General features: G+C 34.4%; 18 protein-coding genes and 1 tRNA gene. 5 read left to right on the forward strand and 14 right to left on the reverse strand.

Features of this window, described 5'->3' with window-relative positions; all coding sequences use genetic code 11:
• Positions 1-74: 74 nt before the first annotated feature.
• From FTRAC_RS19700 to tviB, 8 genes are all read right to left on the reverse strand, one after another.
• Positions 75-683, reverse strand: coding sequence for a hypothetical protein (locus FTRAC_RS19700; RefSeq protein ID WP_148230088.1), 609 nt, complete (start codon positions 681-683; stop codon positions 75-77).
• A gap of 614 nt (positions 684-1,297) precedes the next feature.
• Positions 1,298-2,626 carry a phenylacetate--CoA ligase family protein gene (locus FTRAC_RS13300; protein WP_185094409.1) on the reverse strand — a complete coding sequence of 443 codons (1,329 nt, stop codon included), beginning with the start codon at positions 2,624-2,626 and terminating at the stop codon, positions 1,298-1,300.
• Between the two features lie 10 nt (positions 2,627-2,636).
• Complete coding sequence (locus tag FTRAC_RS13305; protein WP_013454783.1) at positions 2,637-3,089, reverse strand: ParB N-terminal domain-containing protein; 453 nt, start codon at positions 3,087-3,089, stop codon at positions 2,637-2,639.
• 2 nt (positions 3,090-3,091) lie between these two features.
• Positions 3,092-3,733 carry an HAD family hydrolase gene (locus tag FTRAC_RS13310; RefSeq protein WP_013454784.1) on the reverse strand — a complete coding sequence of 214 codons (642 nt, stop codon included), beginning with the start codon at positions 3,731-3,733 and terminating at the stop codon, positions 3,092-3,094.
• The gene (locus FTRAC_RS13315) at positions 3,730-4,902 is read right to left on the reverse strand and encodes an aminotransferase class I/II-fold pyridoxal phosphate-dependent enzyme (RefSeq protein WP_013454785.1); all 1,173 of its coding nucleotides are present in this window, start codon (positions 4,900-4,902) and stop codon (positions 3,730-3,732) included. Before FTRAC_RS13315 ends, FTRAC_RS13310 begins: the two co-directional genes overlap by 4 nt.
• The gene (locus tag FTRAC_RS13320) at positions 4,892-5,950 is read right to left on the reverse strand and encodes an NAD-dependent epimerase (RefSeq protein WP_013454786.1); all 1,059 of its coding nucleotides are present in this window, start codon (positions 5,948-5,950) and stop codon (positions 4,892-4,894) included. The genes FTRAC_RS13315 and FTRAC_RS13320 overlap by 11 nt, the downstream gene beginning before the upstream one ends.
• 11 nt (positions 5,951-5,961) lie before the next feature.
• The gene (locus FTRAC_RS13325; protein ID WP_013454787.1) at positions 5,962-7,260 is read right to left on the reverse strand and encodes a UDP-glucose dehydrogenase family protein; all 1,299 of its coding nucleotides are present in this window, start codon (positions 7,258-7,260) and stop codon (positions 5,962-5,964) included.
• Positions 7,261-8,544: a Vi polysaccharide biosynthesis UDP-N-acetylglucosamine C-6 dehydrogenase TviB gene (gene tviB, locus FTRAC_RS13330; protein ID WP_013454788.1), complete on the reverse strand. Its 1,284-nt coding sequence runs from the start codon at positions 8,542-8,544 to the stop codon at positions 7,261-7,263.
• A gap of 511 nt (positions 8,545-9,055) precedes the next feature.
• On the opposite strand from tviB, the gene FTRAC_RS13335 reads away from it, so the two are divergent.
• From FTRAC_RS13335 to pyrF, 5 genes are all read left to right on the forward strand, one after another.
• Positions 9,056-9,131 (forward strand) — tRNA-His (locus tag FTRAC_RS13335).
• A 430-nt stretch (positions 9,132-9,561) separates the two neighbouring features.
• The gene (locus FTRAC_RS13340) at positions 9,562-9,936 is read left to right on the forward strand and encodes an endonuclease domain-containing protein (RefSeq protein WP_013454789.1); all 375 of its coding nucleotides are present in this window, start codon (positions 9,562-9,564) and stop codon (positions 9,934-9,936) included.
• 345 nt (positions 9,937-10,281) lie between these two features.
• The gene (locus FTRAC_RS13345; RefSeq protein ID WP_013454790.1) at positions 10,282-12,759 is read left to right on the forward strand and encodes an FtsK/SpoIIIE family DNA translocase; all 2,478 of its coding nucleotides are present in this window, start codon (positions 10,282-10,284) and stop codon (positions 12,757-12,759) included.
• Positions 12,760-12,777: 18 nt separating this feature from the next.
• Positions 12,778-13,413 (forward strand): LolA family protein, encoded by a 636-nt coding sequence (locus tag FTRAC_RS13350; protein WP_041649840.1) that lies wholly within the window; start codon positions 12,778-12,780, stop codon positions 13,411-13,413.
• Positions 13,414-13,568: 155 nt separating this feature from the next.
• Entirely contained in the window at positions 13,569-14,384 is an 816-nt protein-coding gene (gene pyrF / locus FTRAC_RS13355) for an orotidine-5'-phosphate decarboxylase (protein WP_013454792.1), read from the forward strand.
• A 401-nt stretch (positions 14,385-14,785) separates the two neighbouring features.
• On the opposite strand, the gene FTRAC_RS13360 is transcribed toward pyrF, so the two are convergent.
• From FTRAC_RS13360 to FTRAC_RS13385, 6 genes are all read right to left on the reverse strand, one after another.
• Positions 14,786-15,520: a shikimate dehydrogenase family protein gene (locus FTRAC_RS13360; RefSeq protein ID WP_013454793.1), complete on the reverse strand. Its 735-nt coding sequence runs from the start codon at positions 15,518-15,520 to the stop codon at positions 14,786-14,788.
• A complete protein-coding gene (locus tag FTRAC_RS13365; protein WP_013454794.1) occupies positions 15,517-16,464 on the reverse strand; it encodes a DUF368 domain-containing protein in 948 nt (315 codons plus the stop codon). Before FTRAC_RS13365 ends, FTRAC_RS13360 begins: the two co-directional genes overlap by 4 nt.
• A 12-nt stretch (positions 16,465-16,476) precedes the next feature.
• The gene (locus FTRAC_RS13370) at positions 16,477-17,250 is read right to left on the reverse strand and encodes a phosphosulfolactate synthase (RefSeq protein ID WP_013454795.1); all 774 of its coding nucleotides are present in this window, start codon (positions 17,248-17,250) and stop codon (positions 16,477-16,479) included.
• A 3-nt stretch (positions 17,251-17,253) separates the two neighbouring features.
• Positions 17,254-18,663, reverse strand: coding sequence for a tetratricopeptide repeat protein (locus FTRAC_RS13375; protein ID WP_013454796.1), 1,410 nt, complete (start codon positions 18,661-18,663; stop codon positions 17,254-17,256).
• A 205-nt stretch (positions 18,664-18,868) separates the two neighbouring features.
• Entirely contained in the window at positions 18,869-19,852 is a 984-nt protein-coding gene (locus tag FTRAC_RS13380; protein WP_013454797.1) for an NAD-dependent epimerase/dehydratase family protein, read from the reverse strand.
• A complete protein-coding gene (locus FTRAC_RS13385; protein WP_013454798.1) occupies positions 19,852-22,224 on the reverse strand; it encodes a GumC family protein in 2,373 nt (790 codons plus the stop codon). The genes FTRAC_RS13380 and FTRAC_RS13385 overlap by 1 nt, the downstream gene beginning before the upstream one ends.
• Positions 22,225-22,230: the final 6 nt, after the last annotated feature.

Here is a 22,230-nt window from a genome sequence, read left to right on the forward strand (position 1 = left end):
ATTCCTGCTATTCTTAAAGTGTTAAAATAGAGAAGAACTAAAAGATAACCATTAAGAAATAGTTTCATTTATACTTACAGGTTTTGTAATTTTTTATTCGCAAAAAATAAATTAATAATACAAAGTACAATTTGTGCAAAAATCATATTAAACAAAATTGATTCGGGGGATTTAGCAAAAAAATATAGTACCATGAAAATTAAAATGAATGAAACATGTGAAATAAGAACTGCTCTAAAATCTCGAAATGCAATTAAAAAATGTTGAATGGGGAAAAACATAATAACAACTAGATAGAAAAGTGACAATAGTAAGAAGTACCTCTTCACTACCGCTATGTTGTTTATATCTACATCAATCATGTCTAATTTTAGTAAGTATGGCAAAAGAAAGTAAGTCGCTAAAAAACCGATAATATATAAAGTTAAAGTTTGTGATAAAACACTTTTATATAAAGAGAAATATTTCTTTCTTTCAGATTTTTCAGAAACTAAATTATTTACTTTTGTTATAAATATGTTCATTATTGGTGCATTAGCAATTAAATTTAAAGCTGTAGCAAACTTTAATGAAAACGCATAGATCGAATATAAACCAGGTCTGCTTTCGAAAAACTGAACAATAATTATATCCTTCAGATTATATAAAATTGATCCAGATTTCAGAATAAATGATTTTTTCACTATCCCTTTTAAATATACATCAGAAAGTGCGTATTTGTATTTAGAATGGTTTTTCCTTAGTAAAGAGAACTGAATGATTATTATAACAACTCCACTAAATAGAACTGAATAAGCTAGAAATTCAATCTGCTTGAACATTACCATTACTAATATATTAATAGCATTAATAAAAATTTCAACTATAAACTGTGTAGAATAATATTTATTTAAATTGAGCGTAAAGTTATTGAAGATGATTATAGCTCTAATTGGGAAATAGAGGATATAAAAATTTAGAAACTGTATCACATGTTCTTGAAGACCAAAATGAAAGCCGTTCAAAACAGTCATATAGTAAATTGCAACTATTGGAATTGACAATCCAATATTCAGCTTCAATAATCTTCTATAAATAGCAGTGGACTTGGACGAGTTTTTTGTAAGATTTTTTACATAATAGGGTATAAAAGCGTCCCATGTTGTTTGAACCGCAATCACTAAGAAATTTAAAATAGTATGGGAAATGAAATATTTGTCACTTTCATTTGATAATCCGAAGTACTTAGATATAAATAGTATAAAAACAAAGCCGAGGGCTATGTTAATTAGTGAAAGAATGTTGTAAAATATTGATTTCATTTTACGTAGGATACCACTTGGGTTATTTTACCTCCTGATGAAGGTGGAATTCTGTCTACTTTTTCCCAATCTACATTAACGTTAGTTAGAGCATTTTCCACTAGATTTTTCACTAATAAAAGGGAGTCTTCTTCGTTATTTTTTGTACTGCTAATTATATATTTTATAACTACCTTATCAAGTTGGTACTGGATAATTTGATATTGAATCAAATTTGGACACTTTTTCATATAATTATGCCACAGATGAGAAGAAATCATTTTCCCATTGGGTAGTTTTATTGCGTCATTTGTCCTGCCTAATAAGTTTGTGATTATCCCCCCGCTGATTCCGCAAGAACACTCAAAATCACACTTAATAACCCCCTTATCCCCATTTTTATACCTAATTAACGGCAAGGCTCTACTATAAAAATCTGTAATTATTAATTCTTCTGTTCCTTTTTCAGATTCTACTAAACAGTGACCATCTAAAATATGTAAATAATGATTTGAGTCACTCTGAACATGGCACTCATGTGCAATAGCAGAGGTTTCTGTCCCTCCGTATCTATTGTATACATGACAATTAAATGCTTTTTCTATTTGTTCTCTGTCATTATCTTCAAGTTGCTCTGCTCCTGTAACAATGGACTTTAATTGATAGGAAAGGTTTATATTATTTGTTAGCATATGGTTAGCAAACAGGGTTAATGCACTAACAAACCCTTCAATGACAGGGGGTCTTTTCGATTCAATTTCACTTAATATTTCATTCAGTCTTTGGCTATCTAAAGCCGATTCATTTGGTTTTGTGGGATCATAAATAGATATTACATACTGACCGGAAAAGAAAAACTTTATTTTATCAAAGAAAGTTGGTTTTAAGTTTGCTCTCCATAGTCTCACCCATGCAGTTCCCGGCATATTGTAATACCAAGAGCCTAAATATTTTGACAATCCAAATCTCTCAGCAGCGCAGTTCCTATTTTTAATAACTTTAAATGGATTACCAGTTGATCCTGTTGTATAATCTATTACATTTTTTTTCTTTTTGAAAGGCTCACTAACTAATAAACTTTCTTCTTGCCTTTTTAAATCCTCCTTAGTTACAATAGGGAAGTTCTCTATATCATCTAGAGATTTAATATTTATATCTACCTTATTTTCATCCCATAATTTTTTGTAAAAATTATTATTGTCATAAGCGAATCTTATTATTTCTTTAAGCTTTGTTAACTGATCCTTTTTAACCCATTCTAAATCTTGGTATTGATTCTTCTTATATAATTTATAATATTTATACGATCTTCTTTTAGCTATTTTTAAAGTAAATAACCTAATCAAATTGAATATTCTATTGTTCAAATTCATTTTTGACGGAATATATCGTTGATAAAAGAATAATTGGATAGTAATTATTGTTGTGATCCTTTATATGATGAAATGAAGACTTAGGCTCTAATAAAGATCCACTTAAGCCTGCTTCAACAATTCTCTCTTTTGAAATTTTTTCGTCCGGGTCAACTACAATATACTTTGATGCATAATCTAAATAAGTCACAGGTACTTCACTAATTCCTAAACTTACCAAAGCATGATATCTATGATGACCGTCAATAATAACATTTGTTTTATTGCAAACAAGTATGGACGGTAAAATAATATAAGGTTTTAAAGACTCTAGATAATTCTTTAGAGAAGAGAATCTAGATTCTACTACTTTTTCGTGAGCCAGTACCAAATCTTTATCAATTACTGCAAAACCAGTTACTGGGTTCTTATCCAATTGGATTTGATAATTATCCATTTTTATACTTTTATATATTTAAAATTATTTTTTACCACCCAACTAGGAGTTAAAGTTTCTTTTCCCACTACTATTGGTTGATCAGACAACTGCAGTAGTGGTAAATCTGAAATGTGATCAGTAACAAATACTAATTCTTCGATATCCACTAAATCAATTTTTTTCTTTAAGAGTAGGATTTTGTTTTTACCCATGCAGTCATCTCCAGCAATTTTTCCAGTACAGATGCCCTCTGAAAATGATATTTCGGTAGAAATTCTAAAATCAAAATTGAACTTTTCAGCAAAAAGCTTAATGTAGGGCATATAGCCACCTGATATTATACCAATTTTATAATTATTCACTTTGTATTCTTTTGCAAGGCTTAGTATTTTATTGTTTATGTTTCTTAACAAAATATCATCTAAGTACTTTTGCGCATAGAACTCAATTTTTTGCTTCGAAACTCCTTTGATTTGAAAGAGCTTAAAACGTTTATTTGAATTACCTCGGAGTAAATGAAGTTTATGTAATGTCTTTCGGAGTCCTTCAACAAAATTATAGGATTTATTCTGTTCCTGTTCAATGATGAAATCAACAAATAAGTCAGCAGTTTGCCGGGATATTAATGTTTCGCAGAAATCAAATATAGCTAATTTTGTCATTTCAAAATCTCCTGAATTGCACTTATTATATATTGGTTTTCTGATTTAGTCCTTCCTCCTATTCTAATAAACTCTCCATTCAAACCAATTTTATCTTCGCAGTTTCTTGAGTATACTCCTTTTTCAATAAGTAATTTATTACAAAAATTCTCCGCTGTAGAGCCTTCGATCAATTCCAGTAAAACAAAATTGGCCTTTGTAGGGTAAGCTTTGATACCTTTAATCTTTTTTAATTGATTATAAAATGATTGAAACTCTGTTATGTATTTCTTTCTTAATTTTTCATATTCTTTCCTAAATTCATCACGAGTGTATAATTCAAAAAAGTACTCAGAAAGGCCATTTGAATTCCATAAGAAGCCATTTTTGAGTAAATGGCTTACTTTGGGTTTTGAAGAAATCAGATATCCCGATCGAATGCCTGCAATTCCAAAATCTTTGGACATACTTTTCACTATAGATAGATTAGGAAACTCGTCAATTAAATTTGAAGCACTTTCTAATTGAAGCATTTCATCCTCATACGCAAAATGTATGAAACTTTCATCTAATATAATGTTTTTTACATGCTTAAGGGCTTTCAACAACTTTGTCAGATCTTTCTTCTTTAAATAAGATCCGTTTGGATTATTTGGATTGATTAAAATAACGTTATCAACATTATTATCAAATATAAATTTTATATAATCATCAACATCTAATTCAAAATTCTTGTTTGCGCTAAGTTGATAAAAACAAATATTGTCAGGATTTTTTAAAAATTCGTAGTATGAAGAGAAAGTTGGAATTGGTAAGCTAGTTTTACCTTCCTGACAGAATTCATGCATTAAAGCCTGAATTATTTCTACTGCACCATTGCCTATAAATAAATTCTCCTTATTCACACCCAGCTTCTTACTTAACTTCTCAGCGATAAAGACGTTTTGAGATGGGTAATATTCAACTAAATCTCTAAATTTGCCTGTTTCAATAATTTCTCTTTGTAAGTATTCAATGAATAACTCTGTCGCATACGGATTTGATAAATAACAAGCATCCACTTTAAACTCTATATCAGGCAATAGATCTTGAAGTACAAAAATACTAGGAGAATGAGTTCCAGCTTCATTCTTTACTTTTCTGAATTTTTTCAGAATATCTTTTTCATTTTTAGTCAGTTCAATTGCCATAATTATAAAAATTTAGGTACCATTCGATAAAATTTGCAACACCTTCTCTAATATTAGTTTTCGGTTTATAATCAAAATTCTTGGTCAAATCAGTTACATCTGCATAGGTGAATGGAACATCACCTGGTTGAATAGGCATCTTGTTCATTTTTGCATTCATCCCAAGTTTTTCTTCAATTGCTTCAATGAAGTCTAATAGCTTTATTGGTGAAGAATTACCTATATTATAAATATTATAAGGAGCCTTTGAAGAAGCTGGATCAGGACTATTCGAATTCCAATCTTCATTAGGTTTTGCAGGATTATCAATAGTTTTAACTATTCCTTTAACTATATCATTAATATACGTAAAATCACGAACCATATTTCCATAGTTAAAAACGTCAATCGGTTTCCCCTCTATTATTGCTTTAGTAAATATGAATAAAGCCATATCTGGTCTTCCCCATGGACCATAAACAGTAAAAAACCTTAACCCTGTAGTTGGCAAGCCAAACAGGTGACTATATGTATGTGCCATCAATTCATTACTTTTTTTAGATGCCGCGTACAAAGAGACAGGATGATCAACATTGTCGTGCACAGAAAAAGGCACTTTTGTGTTTGATCCATAGACTGAACTAGATGAGGCATAAACTAAATTTTTAACATTATTATGCCTGCAGGCTTCTAGGATATTAACAAAGCCCTCTATATTACTTTTAATATATGCCTTGGGGTTTGATAGACTATAACGTACACCTGCTTGTGCCGCAAGGTTTATCACAACATCAAATTTATGTTTATTAAAAAGATTTGAAAGATAAATATCGTTTTCTAAATTACTTTTTGTAAAGGTATAGTTTTGGTAGATAGAACTTTTTATTTCTTCTTCCTCTTTAATATCATTGGCATATATACCTGACTGCTTTAGTCTACCATACTTGAGGTTTATATCATAATAATCATTAATAGAATCTAAACCAACTACCTCATCTCCTCGCTCTAATAAATAATTTGCTAAATGATAACCTATAAAGCCAGCAGATCCAGTTACTAATACTTTCATATAATTAATCTTTATCTTCCTATGCTGAAATAAGTGAAGCCTAATTCTTTCATTTGCTCCACTTCATACAAATTTCTTCCGTCCAGAATCAAAGGCTCTTTCAGTTCCTTTTTCAATTCCTTGAAGTCAGGAGTCCTGAATACCGGCCATTCGGTCATAATCATTAGAGCATCTGCTCCCTTTAAAGCGTCATAAGGGTTTTCCGCATACTCTATTTTATCACCCAGCAGTCCTTTTACGTTTTCCATGGCTTCGGGATCGTAGGCCTGAACTTTTGCTCCGGCATTTAATAATGCTTCTATATTGTATAAAGCAGGAGCCTCCCTGATGTCATCGGTATTCGGTTTAAATGCCAATCCCCACATGGCAATTGTCTTGCCTTTCAAATCATTTTTGAAATAAACATCCAAGTTGTCCATCAAGCGGGTTTTCTGGGTAGTATTCACATTCATAACCGCATTCAATATCTTGAAATCGTAATCCACATCTTTAGCTGATTTTGCCAGCGCCTGTACATCTTTTGGAAAACAACTTCCACCATATCCGATGCCAGCAAAGAGAAATCTCTTACCGATCCTGGTATCGGTTCCTATACCCTTTCTAACCATGTCCACATTGGCACCTAATTTTTCACAAAGATTTGCGATTTCGTTCATGAAGGTAATTTTAGTAGCTAAAAATGAGTTAGCCGCATACTTGGTTAGCTCCGCTGATTTTTCATCCATGAATATAATGGGGTTGCCCTGACGAACCAGTGGTGCGTAAAGTCTCTCCATGATCTTGGTAGCTCTTGGAGACTGCGTTCCAATCACTACTCTGTCCGGCTTCATAAAATCATCTACCGCTACTCCTTCTCTCAAAAACTCAGGATTAGAGACTACATCAAAGTCAGCTTTAGCATTTTTGGCAATAGCAGCATGCACTTTATCGGCTGTACCCACCGGCACCGTGCTTTTATCTACTATCACTGCATAATTATCCAGAATATGACCTAAATCATCTGCTACTTTAAGTACAAATCGTAAATCCGCTGCGCCATCTCCACCAGGAGGTGTTGGAAGCGCTAGAAATATCACTTCAGCATCTTTAATTCCTCTCTTAAGATCCGTAGTAAAATCCAGTCTTTTTTGCTTTACGTTTCGTTCGAAGATAACCTCCAGGCCTGGCTCGTAAATCGTTATATTTCCCGACTGTAATTTCTCTACTTTCGCTTCATCTATATCTACGCAAGTTACGTGGTTACCTGTTTCGGCAAAACATGTGCCCGATACCAATCCTACATAACCTGTACCTACTACTGCTATTTTCATTTATAATCTTTTATCTGCTTTACCTCTCTCAAAAAATCCTTTAATGTCATAAGTGACTCCATTACTGTTTAAATGGTTGGATAAGTTGAAATCTTTAAATTCTTTATGCGAAACAGCCAATACGATGGCGTTATAATCTGAACTTGGTTTGTCAATTAATTCAACCCCATACTCATGTTTCACTTCTTCTTTATCAGCCTGTGGATCGTAAGTTTCAACATCAATTCCATAAGACTGTAATTCCTTTATGACATCTATTACTTTACTGTTCCGAATATCGGGGCAATTTTCTTTGAAAGTAATACCCATTACTAAAGCTTTTGAGCCTTTAATGACCGAGCCTTTTTGTGCCATCAATTTTACTACAGAGCTGGCCACATGAGCACCCATGTTGTCATTGATTCTTCTCCCAGCTAAAATTACTTGTGGATGGTAACCTAAAGCCTCTGCTTTATGCGTTAAGTAATATGGATCAACTCCTATGCAATGTCCACCCACTAAGCCTGGTTTAAACGGTAAGAAATTCCATTTTGTGCCGGCTGCTTCTAATACATCGGCAGTATCTATGCCCATTTTATCGAAAATCAATGCTAATTCATTAACGAAAGCAATGTTTAAATCCCTTTGAGAGTTTTCTATCACTTTTGCTGCTTCTGCAACTTTAATAGTGGCTGCTTTATGGGTGCCAGCGGTAATAATTTCTTTATATAATTGATCTACCTCTTCAGCAATTTCAGGAGTGCTTCCTGAAGTCACTTTTTTAATAGTCGGTAATCGGTGCTCTTTATCTCCCGGATTGATTCTTTCTGGTGAATAACCACAGAAAAAGTCCTGATTGAATTTTAATCCACTTTCTTTTTCCAAAATAGGGACACAATCATCTTCCGTACAACCCGGGTAAACCGTAGATTCATAAATAACAATATCTCCTTTTTTTAATGTCTTACCAACTGTGGCAGAAGCCATCTTTAAAGGAGTCAAATCCGGTTGCTTATATTCGTTGATAGGAGTAGGAACTGTTATAATATAATAGTCAGCCTCCTTAAGGTCTTCAATTTCAGCTGTATACTGAAGATGCTTAGCGCCTTTCAATTCATCACTGTCAACTTCTAATGTTCTATCGTAACCATCTTTAAGTTCTTGAACACGTTTTTTATTAATGTCGAAACCTAAGACTTCTCTGTATTTTCCGAATTCTGCTGCTAGAGGTAATCCCACATAGCCCAATCCAATTACTGCGATTTTTTTCATACTATAATCCAAATGAAATGCAAAATTAGTCATTTTTGATTACTTAGGAAGTGAATGTGCTTTTAATATTAAATGTATTGGAAAAGTGTAAGTCAGATTGGAAAAGTGAAATGGGTTTTAACCACGGAGTTATGCCTTTTAACCACAGAGTTACTCCAAGGATTTCACTAAGAACGCAAAGGACAGCCGAAGGCTGAAAATTATCTCACGCCAAGACGCAATGCCGCAAAGTTTACGCCATGTTAAAAATAAGTTTAAATTCACACTCACAATTAATCAAGTTGGAAAGGATTGATATTATAAAAAGTTAAAATTTTTAGTCTTTGTGAAAACTTAGCGGCTTTGCGTGAAAAATAAATCTCGCTTTAGCGGAAGTCTTAAATATTTTTGAAATATACTTTTTTGAAATGGAATTTCCTTCTTACCTTTGTGAGCTCAAATGGTGGTTGTAGTTCACTTGCACTGACGATTTACAATGTCAACACATGAATCTACAAAATCATTTTCATCAAATCAACAGGGTTTGATATCAATGTAAATATATGGTGGTTGTAGTTCAGTTGGTTAGAACGCCTGATTGTGGTTCAGGAGGTCGTGGGTTCGAGTCCCATCTTCCACCCATTGTTAAATAGCTCAAATCTTAAGTGGTTTGGGCTATTTTTTTGGCAAAAAAATAATAAAACCCCTCAGTCCTTCGGACAGCTCCCCTAAAACAGGGGAGCAGCAGGCCTGTGGCCCATATGGCCAGAATGCACATTGACTTTATTTTCTGTAAATGAGGATAAAACGATCAAAAATAAAATACAAAACTACTTAGAAGCAGTACCCCGCTCCCCTTCTTACAAAAAGGAGGGGTGCCCAACGGGCGGGGTGGTTGTAAGACAAGTTTTTTTAGAATAAACTTTAAACATTGAGAATTTAACTCATTCATTTTAATAATTTAAGGTTAGATTATAAATGATTTTAACTATATTAATTCCCATATTCTATAACTGTTTCGAGCCATTTCCTTGAAAAATTGAGAGGCATCAACCAAAACCTATTAACCCCATGAAAAACTACCAACTTTATAATAAACCTGAATTAAAAGAAAACAGAAAGAACCTTAGAAACAATGCAACACCAGCGGAAGCTTTTTTATGGAATTACTTAAAATGTAAACAATTAAAAGGCAGAAAATTCAGAAGACAATTTAGTGTGGGAAACTATATTTTAGATTTTTATTGCCCTGCCGAAAAACTTTGTATTGAATTGGATGGTGCCGACCATTTTACTTTAGCTGGTTACCAATATGACGAGGTAAGGACAAAGTATTTAAAACAACTGGGAATCACAGTAATTAGGTTTGAAAATCAAACAGTTTTTGATGCAACTGAGAATGTTTTGGAAGAAATTATGAGTTGTTTTAAGGAAGAAGAAAAGTAATCTTTTACCCCTCAGTCCTCCGGACAGCTCCCCTAAAACCATTTTAACCCCTCTGTCCTTCGGACATCTCCCCTAAAACAGGGGAGAAGCTGGTTTGTGCTAAATATTAGCAGTTTAATTAATTAAAACCTTTACCTAATAAACTAAATCAAGGATTCAGGGAATGAAATAAACTAAATCAATTTGCTCGGAGCAGCTCCCCTCCTTACGGCAAGGAGGGGTGCCCGAAGGGCGGGGTGGTTGTAAAACAAAACCCTCCCAATAGCAAAAATTCTAATTGAAGATTCGTATTTTGCGCTTAAATTGAATTTATGCAAATTTACTGTTGCTTAGTAAGCAAAATCTATGGCAAAGAATACTTATAAATCTAATACTTTTAAAAAAGGGGATAAGGAAAAGAAATCCAGCAAATTGAATATCCAATGGAATTTTCTGAAGGATAGAAGGTTGCACTTGGCTTTTGGTTTCTTTTTGTTAACAGCCTCTATTTTTCTATTTACGGCTTTTGTCTCCTATTTATTTACAGGAAAATCTGATATGAGCGTTTTGCAGTCTGTTTCTGAAACAGGAGTAAAAGCTTCTGGAGCCGAAATGGATAATTGGCTTGGGCTGCTAGGCGCACAGTCTGCTTATTATTTTATTTTCAAATGGTTTGGCTTGGCTGCCTTTCTAATACCACCCTTTTTATTTTTAGCGGGATATCGCATTACCTTCAATAAAGTAATTTTCTCCATCAAAAGTGCTTTCACTTTTATGGCGTTTTTCCTTTTTTGGTTTAGTTTACTTTTGGGCTTTATGGTTTTCGAATCGGGGAAAATCACAGCTTTCTCCTTTTTGTGCGGAGGAATAGGTTATGAATTGGCGGTTCTTTTCAATAGCCTTTTTGGCTGGGGTACTTATTTGATTCTAATTCTTTCATTGTTAATATTCATTGTTTTCTATTTTGATGTAACCTCATTACTATTCTTTAATTCTAAAAGTGCTAATGACAACCAGGCAGCAGATGAGGAAGAAAAAGTAAGTTTTGCTGAAGAGAAAACACATGCTGATCAGGAGGAGACTAGTATGACTTCCGAAGAAGTACATGATGAATTTACTGAAGAAGAAGAGTCTTTAGATGATGCTAGTACTTGGACGGTATCAGAACAGAAACCAAAGAAAGCTCCACCTCAAGAAGAGTTGACCATGGAAGTGGAAAATACCTTAGAAAATAAAGTGGTTCAGGAAGAACCTCCCAAAGAAGAAGAGAAACCAGAAATGGAAGTAGAGGAGTCTAATTTTGATGAGAAATTGGGTAAGAAGGTGGAGAATTATGATCCTACTTTAGATTTGTCTTCTTATAAATATCCGACTTTAGACTTATTGGCTGATCATGATTCTGGGAAAGTAAAGGTTACACAAGAAGAACTTGAAGCCAATAAAGATAAGATTTTGGAGACTTTGACCAACTTCAAAATCAAAATTCAAAGTATTAAGGCCACTATTGGTCCAACGGTTACGCTTTATGAAATCGTGCCAGAAGCAGGAGTTAAAATCTCCAAGATCAAAAACCTGGAAGATGATATTGCATTAAGTTTGGCTGCTCTTGGAATCAGGATAATTGCACCAATCCCAGGCAAAGGAACGATTGGTATTGAAGTTCCAAATAAGAACCGTGAGATGGTGAGCATGAAATCGGTATTGGCGACTGATAAATTTCTGAAAAGCGATAAGGAATTGCCGATCATTATGGGGAAAACCATTAGTAATGATGTCTTTATTGCAGATTTAGCTAAAATGCCTCACTTGCTCATGGCAGGAGCAACGGGTCAGGGTAAATCAGTGGGTTTGAATGTGATGTTGGCATCATTGATTTATAAAAAGCATCCTTCGCAATTGAAGTTTGTTTTGGTAGATCCTAAAAAAGTGGAGTTGACGGTTTTTAATAAATTGGAAAGGCACTTTTTGGCTACTTTGCCGGGTACTGAGGAGCCAATTATCACGGATACCAAAAAAGTGGTGAATACCTTGAATTCTCTATGTATAGAGATGGACAATCGTTATGATTTATTGAAAGATGCAGGCTGCAGAAATTTGAAAGAATACAATAATAAATTTATTAGCAGAAAATTAAATCCTGAAAAAGGGCATAAATTTTTACCATACATTGTTTTGGTAATTGATGAATTAGCTGATTTGATGATGACGGCAGGAAAAGAGGTAGAAACACCCATTGCACGATTAGCCCAATTAGCTCGGGCAATCGGGATTCATTTGATTATTGCTACACAAAGACCTTCAGTAAATGTTATTACTGGTATTATTAAAGCCAATTTCCCTGCGAGATTATCATTTAGAGTAACCTCGAAGATTGATTCCAGGACGATTTTAGATGCCAGCGGTTCAGAGCAACTAGTGGGAATGGGAGATATGCTACTTTCGCAAGGATCCGATTTGATCCGTTTGCAGTGTCCATTCATTGATACGCCTGAGATTGACGAGGTAGTAGAATATATTGGCAACCAAAGAGGATATGAACAAGCCTATCAATTACCTGAATTTGCTGGAGATGATGACGATAGCAAAGTGGGAGAAGTGGATTTATCTGAAAGAGATGCTTTATTTGATGAAGCTGCCAAATTAATTGTATTACATCAACAAGGAAGTACTTCTCTCATTCAAAGGAAATTAAAATTAGGCTATAATAGAGCTGGTAGATTAATTGACCAGTTGGAGGCAGCAGGAATAGTGGGCGCATTTGAAGGAAGCAAGGCTAGGGAAGTATTAATTCCTGATGAATATAGTTTGGAACAATTATTGAACAATATCGATAACAATCATTAGAAAAGAATAGAAAACGAAATGAGAAAATTCACACTAATCATGATGCTATGTGTTTATAGCATCTCGTCATTTGCACAAAATGATCCAAAGGCTAAAGAGATTTTGGATAAGATGAGTAAAAAATACAGTAATATCCCCGGTTTCACTGCCACTTTCACTCAAACACTTGAAAATAAAATGGAAGATATCACCGATACTTTTAAAGGTGAGATTGTAGTGAGTGGTGATAAATTCAAGGCAGATGTAGCTGGACAGTTAATCGTAAACAATAATGAAACAGTTTGGACTTACCTTAGGGATGCTAATGAAGTAACGATTAATAATTATGATGAGGAAGCTGGGGAGATGAATCCAAGCAAAATTTATAAAGCTTACCAAGAAGGCTATAAATATTTATACATGGCAGGAGAAGGCAATGCTCAATATCATGTAATTGATCTGGTTCCCGAAGATAAAGATGAATCATTTTATAAAATCAGATTGAAAATTGATAAGAAAACCAATTTGCTTGATAAATGGACAATTTTCGACAGAGCAGGGAATATCTTCAATTATGAAGTAACCAATTTTAAAGTGGTCAATTCGTTAACTGCAGAAGATTTTGTATTTGATCCATCTGAATACCCTGATATTGAAGTCTTAGATTTTAGGTAATTCATTTGTTTGAATGAATTCTAAACCTGTTAGACATCTTCATAATGGTCGGTGTGCCACCGACCATTGAGACAATTCACCCCGGTCGGTGGCACACCGACCGGGATTTAACTCCTAAATATCGGTCAATTTTATTTGCTATCCTTTTTTAAACTATGAACTACCAAGAACTTTCCCATCAAATCAATTCCAAATCAAGCTATCTTTGTGTGGGTTTGGATACGGATATCAATAAAATTCCACAGCAGTTATTGAAAGAAAAAGACCCAATCTTTGAATTCAATAAGCAGATTATTGATGCCACTATCGATTATGCCGTGGCTTACAAGCCCAACATAGCTTTTTATGAGGCATTAGGCATAAAAGGTTGGGAGAGCTTACAGAAAACTATTGAATACCTACCGAAAGATGTTTTCACCATAGCCGATGCTAAAAGAGGAGATATAGGCAATACATCCAAAATGTATGCGAAAGCTTTTTTTGAGCAAATGAATTTTGATTCCATCACTGTGGCACCTTATATGGGAAGCGATTCAGTTGAGCCATTTCTGGAATTTGAAGATAAATGGGTGATTTTGCTAGCATTAACTTCCAATGAAGGCGGAAAGGATTTTCAGTTTGAAGAATTAAAATCTGGTGAAACACTTTATCAAAAAGTGTTGGATGTTTCTCAGAAATGGGGAACGAAAGAAAACTTGATGTATGTAGTTGGAGCTACTCGTTCGAAAGAATTTCAGGAAATTCGCAAATCAGTTCCTGATCATTTTTTACTGGTCCCTGGCGTAGGCGCACAAGGGGGTGATTTGGAAGAGCTTTCGAAATATGGCTTGAATGAAAATGGTGGCTTGTTGGTGAATTCTTCCAGAGGTATTATTTATGGTTCATCGGATACGAACTTCGCTGATGTAGCTGGAGCAAAAGCTAAAGCTATTCAAGAAGAGATGAAGGGGTATTTGGAGCGGGTTTGTTGAAAATATAGATCTTTAAATTAATTGAGAAATAAGGGGCATTTATTGAAGAGACTTATTATCAAGCGCCTGAGGCGCGAGTAATCATCACCATCCAGAGGATGGCGATAGACTACAAATATTTTCCTTCCGCTTGCCTCCGGCTAGTGGAACTTACTATCGCCTCTGGCGAAATTTGAAGAATATATTATCTGATATATTAACTTCACAGATTCCCCTAGTCTTAGCGTCTTTCGTTATGACTGAAATTATTTGTACTCTTAGCTAATTATTGATCCAAGCGAGACGCTTGGACTAGAGAGTAAGAAATTTAAGCTTTGACTTTGCGTTCTTTGTGAAATTCTTTGAGTCACATTGTGGTTATAAGAAAACAGCCTTAGGCTGTCTTTATGGGTTTATTGCGGTTAGCTTCGATTCCATATTTCCCAAGACTTTTCGGCCTGGCCAATCAACATTTCCAATCCATTGATAACTTTTGCTCCCTGGCTTCCCCCTTCTTTCATAAAGGCGGTTTTCGCTGGATTGTAAACTAAATCATACAAATAATGATTTTGAGTTAATGCGTGATATGGGATATGTGGCTTTTCTTCAACTTTAGGAAAAGTCCCCAGTGGAGTTGTATTGATAAGTAAATGGTATTCTTGAAGAATTTCAGCTTTTGAGTTTAACTCTTCATAAGTAAAATCAAATCCCTCTTTTCTAGAAACGACCTTAAAAGGAATAGATAGGTCTTTCAGTACTTGTTTGATGGCTTTGGATGCTCCACCAGTTCCTAAAATTAGTGCTTTGGACCCCAATCCTTCAGGGATAAAATCTATAAGTGAATCTTTAAAGCCATAATAATCTGAATTATAACCTTTGGTTTTTCCATTTGTAAATTGAATGACATTCACTGCGCCAATTGCTTTAGCATGTTCATCCAATTCATCTAAATATGGAATTATTTGTTCTTTGTAAGGGATCGTAACATTTAAGCCAGCAAGATTTTGTTCTTTTAAGCTGTCAAAAGCTTTAATATCTTCAAGTGGAAATAATCTATACTCACAATCTTGAATCTGCTCCTTTTCAAATTTATCAGTAAAGTATTTGCCCGAAAAGGAATGTTCAAGCGGATAACCGATTAAACCAAAGGTGTTCATTTCCCTGCTTTTTTAACATTGAGGACAGAGGCGATCTTCTCAATCGCTACTACAATAAAAATACCCAAACTGGCCAACAAAATAGCTTGCATTAATTGTGGGTCTTGACCTGTTTCATTTAAATATTGCTGTGGCAATACATTATGATCGAGAAAAGGTACTTGTTCTCCATCGCTATTCATTCTGAAACTATCTACAATTTTCCATGGCCAAACTTTATTAAGCGAGCCAATCATAAAGCCAGAAAGAATCGCTACAGTAATGGATTGGTAGTTTTTCAAACTCCAAGCAATGAGTCTTGAAAAGCTTAATAATCCTACGATGCATCCAAGGCCAAAAAGTGCAATGGAAATAAGATCTACATTATCCAAAGCTTCAAGAATGAACTTATATTTCCCTAATAATAGCAAAAGAAAAGCCCCAGAAATGCCAGGAAGGATCATTGCACAAATGGCAATAGCTCCTGAAATTATAAGAAACCACCAAGCCTCTGTGGTCTGTGCAGGTGATATGGAAGTGATGAAATAAGCAATACAGGCGCCTACTATTGCAGCGATTATGGCCTTCCAGTCCTTTTGTTCAATGTCTTTAGCCACTAAGGCTGCAGATATCACTATTAAACCAAAGAAAAATGACCAAACTAAAATAGGATATGTTGCCAGTAAGTGACTAAGTAATTTTGCTAAACTGACTACACTAATACCTATTCCTAAAACTAATGTGAATAAAAAGGAGCCATTGATATGGCTCCAAAATTCTTTTAGCTTAAACTTGAATAATAGTTTAAATGCTGTAGCATCTACCATTTTGATACTGTTCAGCAATTCATCATAAATCCCTGTGATAAATGCTACTGTGCCTCCTGAAACTCCAGGAACAACATCGGCACTCCCCATTGCAATGCCTTTTAAAAGCAATACAAAATATTCTTTAATCGACCGCACTACAATCTGCTTTTAAAGTAAATCTTTATTATTTAAAAAATGGTGAAAGGTATCTCCCCTCAATCCCAAACGAATGGTTTCCAACGGAATTATTTCATTTGGCGCAATATTTCCTAGATTAACATTTGCACCTACTAGTTTAATGAAGTAGACTTGTTGGGCTTTTTGAGGCGCTTCCCAGATTATTTTTTCGAATGGAATTTTAGTTAAAATCTCTTGTACCAAACCTGAACGCACTTCACCACTGGCACGAAATAAACCAACATTTCCTGCTTCTCTTGATTCTCCAATTACTTTCCAGGCTCCTGCATCCAACTCTGTTTGCATTAGGTCAATCCACTGATATGGCGGAATAATTTTCTCAGCATCTTTTGAACCAACTTCAGAAAGAACTGTCACTTGTTCAGAAAGCTTGCTGATATATTCACATTTTAAATCGTGCGGCAATTCAATAGAGCCATCCGAAACTTCCGCAAATGGCATGTCATATTTATCCAATAACTTGCGGTAATCCTCAAATTGGTCTCTAATGATAAAAGCTTCAAAAAGAGTTCCTCCGAAATAAGTAGGGATCCCTGCTTCTTTATAGAGCGCTAATTTATCTTTCAGATTAGAAGTAACATAGGATGTAGCCCATCCTAATTTTACAATATCGGTATACTCACCACTGCTATCGATAAAATCTTCTACCTCTCTAAGGCTTAATCCTTTATCCATGGCCATGGTAAATCCTACATCTCTTGGTTTGGCTGGTCTTTCAGGGATGTCTTTTAATTCGTAGTTCATGTTTTACTGGTTATCTTTTCTGAATTGATCAATGATTTTGAACAATGCCTTTTGTGTTTCTACCCTTGGGAAGAACTCATAAAGCACCGTATGCATTTCAAAGTCCAAAACTAATGCATTTTCCAGAAAGATAAAGGCTTCTTTGTATTTACCGTACTCAATTAAGTAAGCCGTCATTCTATAATAAAGCTCAGAAGCATCAGGATTGTCCTCCATTCCCTCTTTGATTATATTGATGGCTACTTCCAAATCACCAGATTCGTAGTAAATAAAAGACCAGTCTAAAAATAGGCTAACTTCTTCAGGATCAAGCGCTACAGCTTCTTCATAAGCATCAATAGCTGAATTTTGATTTCCTAATTGATATTCAGCATTGGCTAATGCTTGCCAATACTTTGATTCATGTTTATTAATTTTGATTGCTTTTTTAGAGTAATGCACTGCTTCAATCCATTTTTCTTGTTGGATGAGGCAAAGTGACATTCCAAAATAGGCTTCATCATAAAGCGAATCGAATTTTACGGCTTTTTGAAAATATTTAATGGCTAAGTCAGCCTGATCTAATTTGTCATAGGTTTCAGCCATTCTGCAAAATACTTCAGCACTTGGTCCTTCAATTCTTAGAGTTTGAGAGAAAGCATCTAATGATTTATTATTTTTCTCAAGAGCCGAATAGGTGTTGCCCATGTTGAAATAAGCTGAAGCAAAATTCTCATCAATGGCTACAGCATACTCATAAGCTTCTATTGCTTTTTCATATTTCCCTAGTTTATGAAGTACAACGCCTAAATTGTACCAGGCGTGGTAAGAATATGGGTCTGCGTCGATGAATTTTTCATAATAAGCGATGCTGCCCTCCAATTGGTCAGTCACATCCAAGCAGTAAGCCAGTTCATAAATAGCACTTTCGTGATCAATATTTTCTTCTAAAACTGCTTTATAATTTTTTATTGCTTCCTCATATTTGCCGAGTTGCTGATAGGCCATACCCATCTGAAACAATACTTCATCCTTGTCTTCTGCAAAAGTAAGGGCTTTCTCAAGACATTCTATCGCCTCTTTATTTCTATTGGAAATGCTGAGTACATTAGCCTTGGTCAACAATAAATCTACATCATTAGGCTGAATATTTTCGGCTCTGTCCAATACTTGAAGTGCACTGTCATATTTAGTATTACTCGCTAAAACATGTGCATTGAGAATTAAAAGCTCTACTGAAAAAGGAAATTGTTCTACAGCAAATTCACTGGCTTTGAGGGCCTTCATGAATTTGTCATTATCCAGATATAATTCAACCACCTTTTCTAGTTCTTCCACATCGAAAAAGTGGAAATCTTTGCCCTGAATATGATTCTCGAATTTTTTAATCAACTCTTTTTCTTCGTCTTTTCTGTTTCTGAAAAATTCGCTCATAAATAATATATAAGTGGTTATCCTACTTTGTCATTTTGCTATCATTCGCCTCTGCCTAGCTTTGATCTTCACAAAGCTGAAATTAGCTTCTTAAAGCTGTAAATCACAGGCTTTGGCATAATTTGTCGAATAGAACAAAATAGTGTTAAATAAATTTACTTATTTAAAGGTGAAAATCAAGCAACGTTGAATTAAATTTTAAAGTTTATAATTCACCTCTTTTCTGCATTTCTTTCACTGTCCATTGAACAGATTGTTCTAAGGTCGTATAAGAGATATTGAAGGCTTTATTCGCCTTTTTTGCATTATATATATTCTTGTTTCCTGCCATTTTAGCAGTTTCCATCGTTAGTACGGCAGGGTTTCCACTGATCTTACTTAGAATGTTTTCAAGTGCGGCTCCAAAAACGACCATGAATTTAGGAACGCCAATACTTGGAGCTTTTACATTGAGCTGTTTTGCTACAGTAGAGAAAAAGTCTTTATAGCTAATGCTTCCAGCATTTAAAACAAACTGCTCATTAATTCTATTATTAGCCAAACTTTCTACTACAATTTTAGCCACATCTCTGACATCAATATAATTGATTAAGCCTTTGGTAAAAAATGGTTTCTGATCGCTTACATAGCCGAGCAATTGTGCGCTACTCTGATAACGATTAGCGGGACCAATAATCACAGAAGGGTTAAATATTGTAATGGGAAGTCCTTCTGATGAGAATTTCCAAAGTGCTTCTTCTGCTTGCCTTTTACTTTTTCCATAATTACTTAGAAATTCCCTATCTGATTTTGGTGTATTTTCATCTATAACATTATTGGTAGCATTTTTCCCTAGGGCAGAAATACTACTGATGAATACAAATTTTTTAACCCCTTCTTTTTTAGCATCTTGAGCCAATTTTGAAGTCCAATCTCGATTGATTTTAAAAAGTTTTGATGAATCAGACTTTTTATAAGAAACCAAAGCAGCAGCATGAATTACATAATCAACTTGACTCGGAACTAGTCGGAAGAGATCGTCATTGATGGAATTTACTTCAATCCAGTGGAGGTTTTCGGATTCAATAGGTATAGTTGAATGGGCTCTTTTGACTGCATAAACTTGATATTCTGTCCCTAACAGCTTGAATAAAATTTGTCGCCCAAGAAGTCCTGTAGCTCCCGTAATTAAAACTGTACTTTGCTTCATCAAATATTGAAGAGCCTTTTTAGAGTGGAAATTGATCTACTGCCGTTATCATTGTAGTAGTCTTGATAATAACCGTAGCCTTTATTTTCTTTTTTGACGGCATTGAATATTATTGAAATATTTTGAATATTATTCAAGTTGAGGCTTCTATGCAAATCATCTATGAAAGAACGTTTGGAATAATCAGCTCTTACCACAAAGAGTGAATGATCAGATTTTTTCAATGCAATGATTCCGTCAGATACCAATCCAATGGGTGGGGTATCTAGCAAAATAATATCATATTCTTGCTTTAATTCGTTTAGCAACTGGCTGAAATGATCACCTTCTAATAATTCTGCCGGATTTGGGGGCAGAATGCCTGAAGGGATAAAATGTAAGTTTTCGGTCTTGGTAATATTGATGCATTCTTTCCAGTGTATTCCTCCACTCAAGATAGAACTAATACCCATTTCATTCTGCTCTAAATTAAATGCATACTGGGCACGGGGTTTCCTCATGTCTAAGTCAAGAATAATCACTTTCTTACTTGACATAGCTAGAATTGCAGCCAAATTAACTGAAATGAAGGTCTTTCCTTCACCACTAGTGGTGGAGCTAATGGAGATTACTTTTTTACCATCTTTAATTCCAATGAAATCTAAGCTTGTTCTTAAAGTTCTGAAGGCTTCGCTAATTTGTGACCTTGGTTTTTCTGAAACTATTACTCCGCTTTTCTTTGCCACATATCGTTTTAGTCTACTTATTTTAGCAATAATTGGAATGTTTGTTAGTCTTTCAAGCTCGTGAATGCTGTTAATTTCATCATATAGCAAGTATCTTAGTCCTATAAAAATGAAACTAAGTATGAAACCGACTGCAAAAGAACCAATATAGATGAGGTTGGTGGAGGGGCCAATAGGATCTTTAGGTAAATTTGCTGGGGTTAAAATATCTACTTCAGATAAAGTACCCGCCTGGGCAATTTCAAATTCAGTTTTCTTTTGCATCAAAGACAGATAAAGCTCTTCATATAAGGAGTAGAACCTCATTTTCTGGTTAAGTTCATTGGTTTTGGCTGGGAGCTGATTAAATTTATTTTCTATTTCTCGCTTTCGATTTAGAATGGTGCTTTTTCTGTCTTGTAGAATTTCAACTTTATTATTTAAGTAGTTATTAATTCTATCTTTTAACGCATTAATTTCTAGATTTCTCTGAAGGAGTACTTGGCTTTCCTTTTTATAGCGAGTTTTAGCCATTTGGTAATCCCGCTTTAATTCAGAAAACTCTTCAAATAAAGGTTGCATATTAGAAGGCAACACTAGGTAGTTAATTTTATCAAAGCTTAGCGTATCTTTATCAAGTTGGCTTTGAATATTATTTATTTCCGCAAGCTGATAATTAATTCCATACAAAATGGAATCCATTGATACCATTTCCGAGATCAACCTGCTTACATCTTGAGACGGGTTAACTGTTTTGTTTTTTATAGTAAATTCTTCAATGTAAGTCTCGTAATTTGAGAGTTCATTTTCGGTTTGCTTCAATTGCTTGTTTAAGAACTCAATTTTCAGCTGATTTGCCTTGTTTTTTTGCTCTTTACTATACTTCGTATAAAGCTCACTTACCTGCTCAACTATCGCTTGAACTTTGTAGGGATTGTAATCTTCAAAGGTGATTTTGATGGTATTAGCATTCAAGTTTTCTGGAGCCACAGAAAGATTTGACTCTACATAATTTATTAAGCTCTCAGGGGTGGATATTGTAAAAAAGAGTCTTTCAGTATTGAAAAAATGTGGTGTTGTTTCCAGCTTATAACCACAACCATTAAAGGTGAAATACTCGCCAAACTTTTGGTTAATCCATTGATCTTCATCAGGATTAGTTGTTAGTTTAAAGTTTTCTTTATCAATGATATCAACATAAAATTTTTGATCATAGTTAGCGCAAGATTTTTCATAACTAACTGTAAAAGGCGAAAACCTGTAGCGTTCTTCATTCTTAAATCTACCAATAACATGATAGGATACATCAAGTGGTAATTTGTCTATTACTTGCTTTAAAAAGAGTTTTGACCGAATAAGTTCGACTTCTCCTGATAATGTATTAAGGTTTGAATTCTCTTCTTTTAATGGATTAAATCCAAAAACACTGGCCTCACTTCTTTTATTAAGTTTTAATTCAGCATAGGATTGGAATTTGACATTGGTGTATCGGACATAAATGAATGCAACAAATACTGCTATAGCAATGAGTAATATTGCCCAGGGGAGGTTTTTCTTGAGGATTGTTTTTAATTTATAAAAATCAACTACTTCTGACTCTTGATTCTGAGGTTTCTGTGAAGTGTTTCCTTCTAAATTTCTTTGATATCGTGTTTGCTGATTGCTCATTGATTG

Origin of the sequence: Marivirga tractuosa DSM 4126 (assembly GCF_000183425.1) — a bacterium.
Classification (GTDB): Bacteria; Bacteroidota; Bacteroidia; order Cytophagales; family Cyclobacteriaceae; genus Marivirga; species Marivirga tractuosa.

Bases quoted from the DNA above. Each gene is read 5' to 3' on its own strand.
- FTRAC_RS13345 (WP_013454790.1), top strand. From the start codon at position 10,282: ATGGCAAAGAATACTTATAAATCTAATACTTTTAAAAAAGGGGATAAG.
- FTRAC_RS13350 (WP_041649840.1), top strand. From the start codon at position 12,778: ATGAGAAAATTCACACTAATCATGATGCTATGTGTTTATAGCATCTCG.
- FTRAC_RS13375 (WP_013454796.1), bottom strand. From the start codon at position 18,663: ATGAGCGAATTTTTCAGAAACAGAAAAGACGAAGAAAAAGAGTTGATT.
- FTRAC_RS13370 (WP_013454795.1), bottom strand. From the start codon at position 17,250: ATGAACTACGAATTAAAAGACATCCCTGAAAGACCAGCCAAACCAAGA.
- FTRAC_RS13315 (WP_013454785.1), bottom strand. From the start codon at position 4,902: ATGGCAATTGAACTGACTAAAAATGAAAAAGATATTCTGAAAAAATTC.
- tviB (WP_013454788.1), bottom strand. From the start codon at position 8,544: ATGACTAATTTTGCATTTCATTTGGATTATAGTATGAAAAAAATCGCA.
- FTRAC_RS13320 (WP_013454786.1), bottom strand. From the start codon at position 5,950: ATGAAAGTATTAGTAACTGGATCTGCTGGCTTTATAGGTTATCATTTA.
- FTRAC_RS13310 (WP_013454784.1), bottom strand. From the start codon at position 3,733: ATGACAAAATTAGCTATATTTGATTTCTGCGAAACATTAATATCCCGG.
- FTRAC_RS13325 (WP_013454787.1), bottom strand. From the start codon at position 7,260: ATGAAAATAGCAGTAGTAGGTACAGGTTATGTAGGATTGGTATCGGGC.
- FTRAC_RS13360 (WP_013454793.1), bottom strand. From the start codon at position 15,520: ATGAACACCTTTGGTTTAATCGGTTATCCGCTTGAACATTCCTTTTCG.
- FTRAC_RS13385 (WP_013454798.1), bottom strand. From the start codon at position 22,224: ATGAGCAATCAGCAAACACGATATCAAAGAAATTTAGAAGGAAACACT.
- FTRAC_RS13380 (WP_013454797.1), bottom strand. From the start codon at position 19,852: ATGAAGCAAAGTACAGTTTTAATTACGGGAGCTACAGGACTTCTTGGG.
- FTRAC_RS13305 (WP_013454783.1), bottom strand. From the start codon at position 3,089: ATGGATAATTATCAAATCCAATTGGATAAGAACCCAGTAACTGGTTTT.
- pyrF (WP_013454792.1), top strand. From the start codon at position 13,569: ATGAACTACCAAGAACTTTCCCATCAAATCAATTCCAAATCAAGCTAT.
- FTRAC_RS13340 (WP_013454789.1), top strand. From the start codon at position 9,562: ATGAAAAACTACCAACTTTATAATAAACCTGAATTAAAAGAAAACAGA.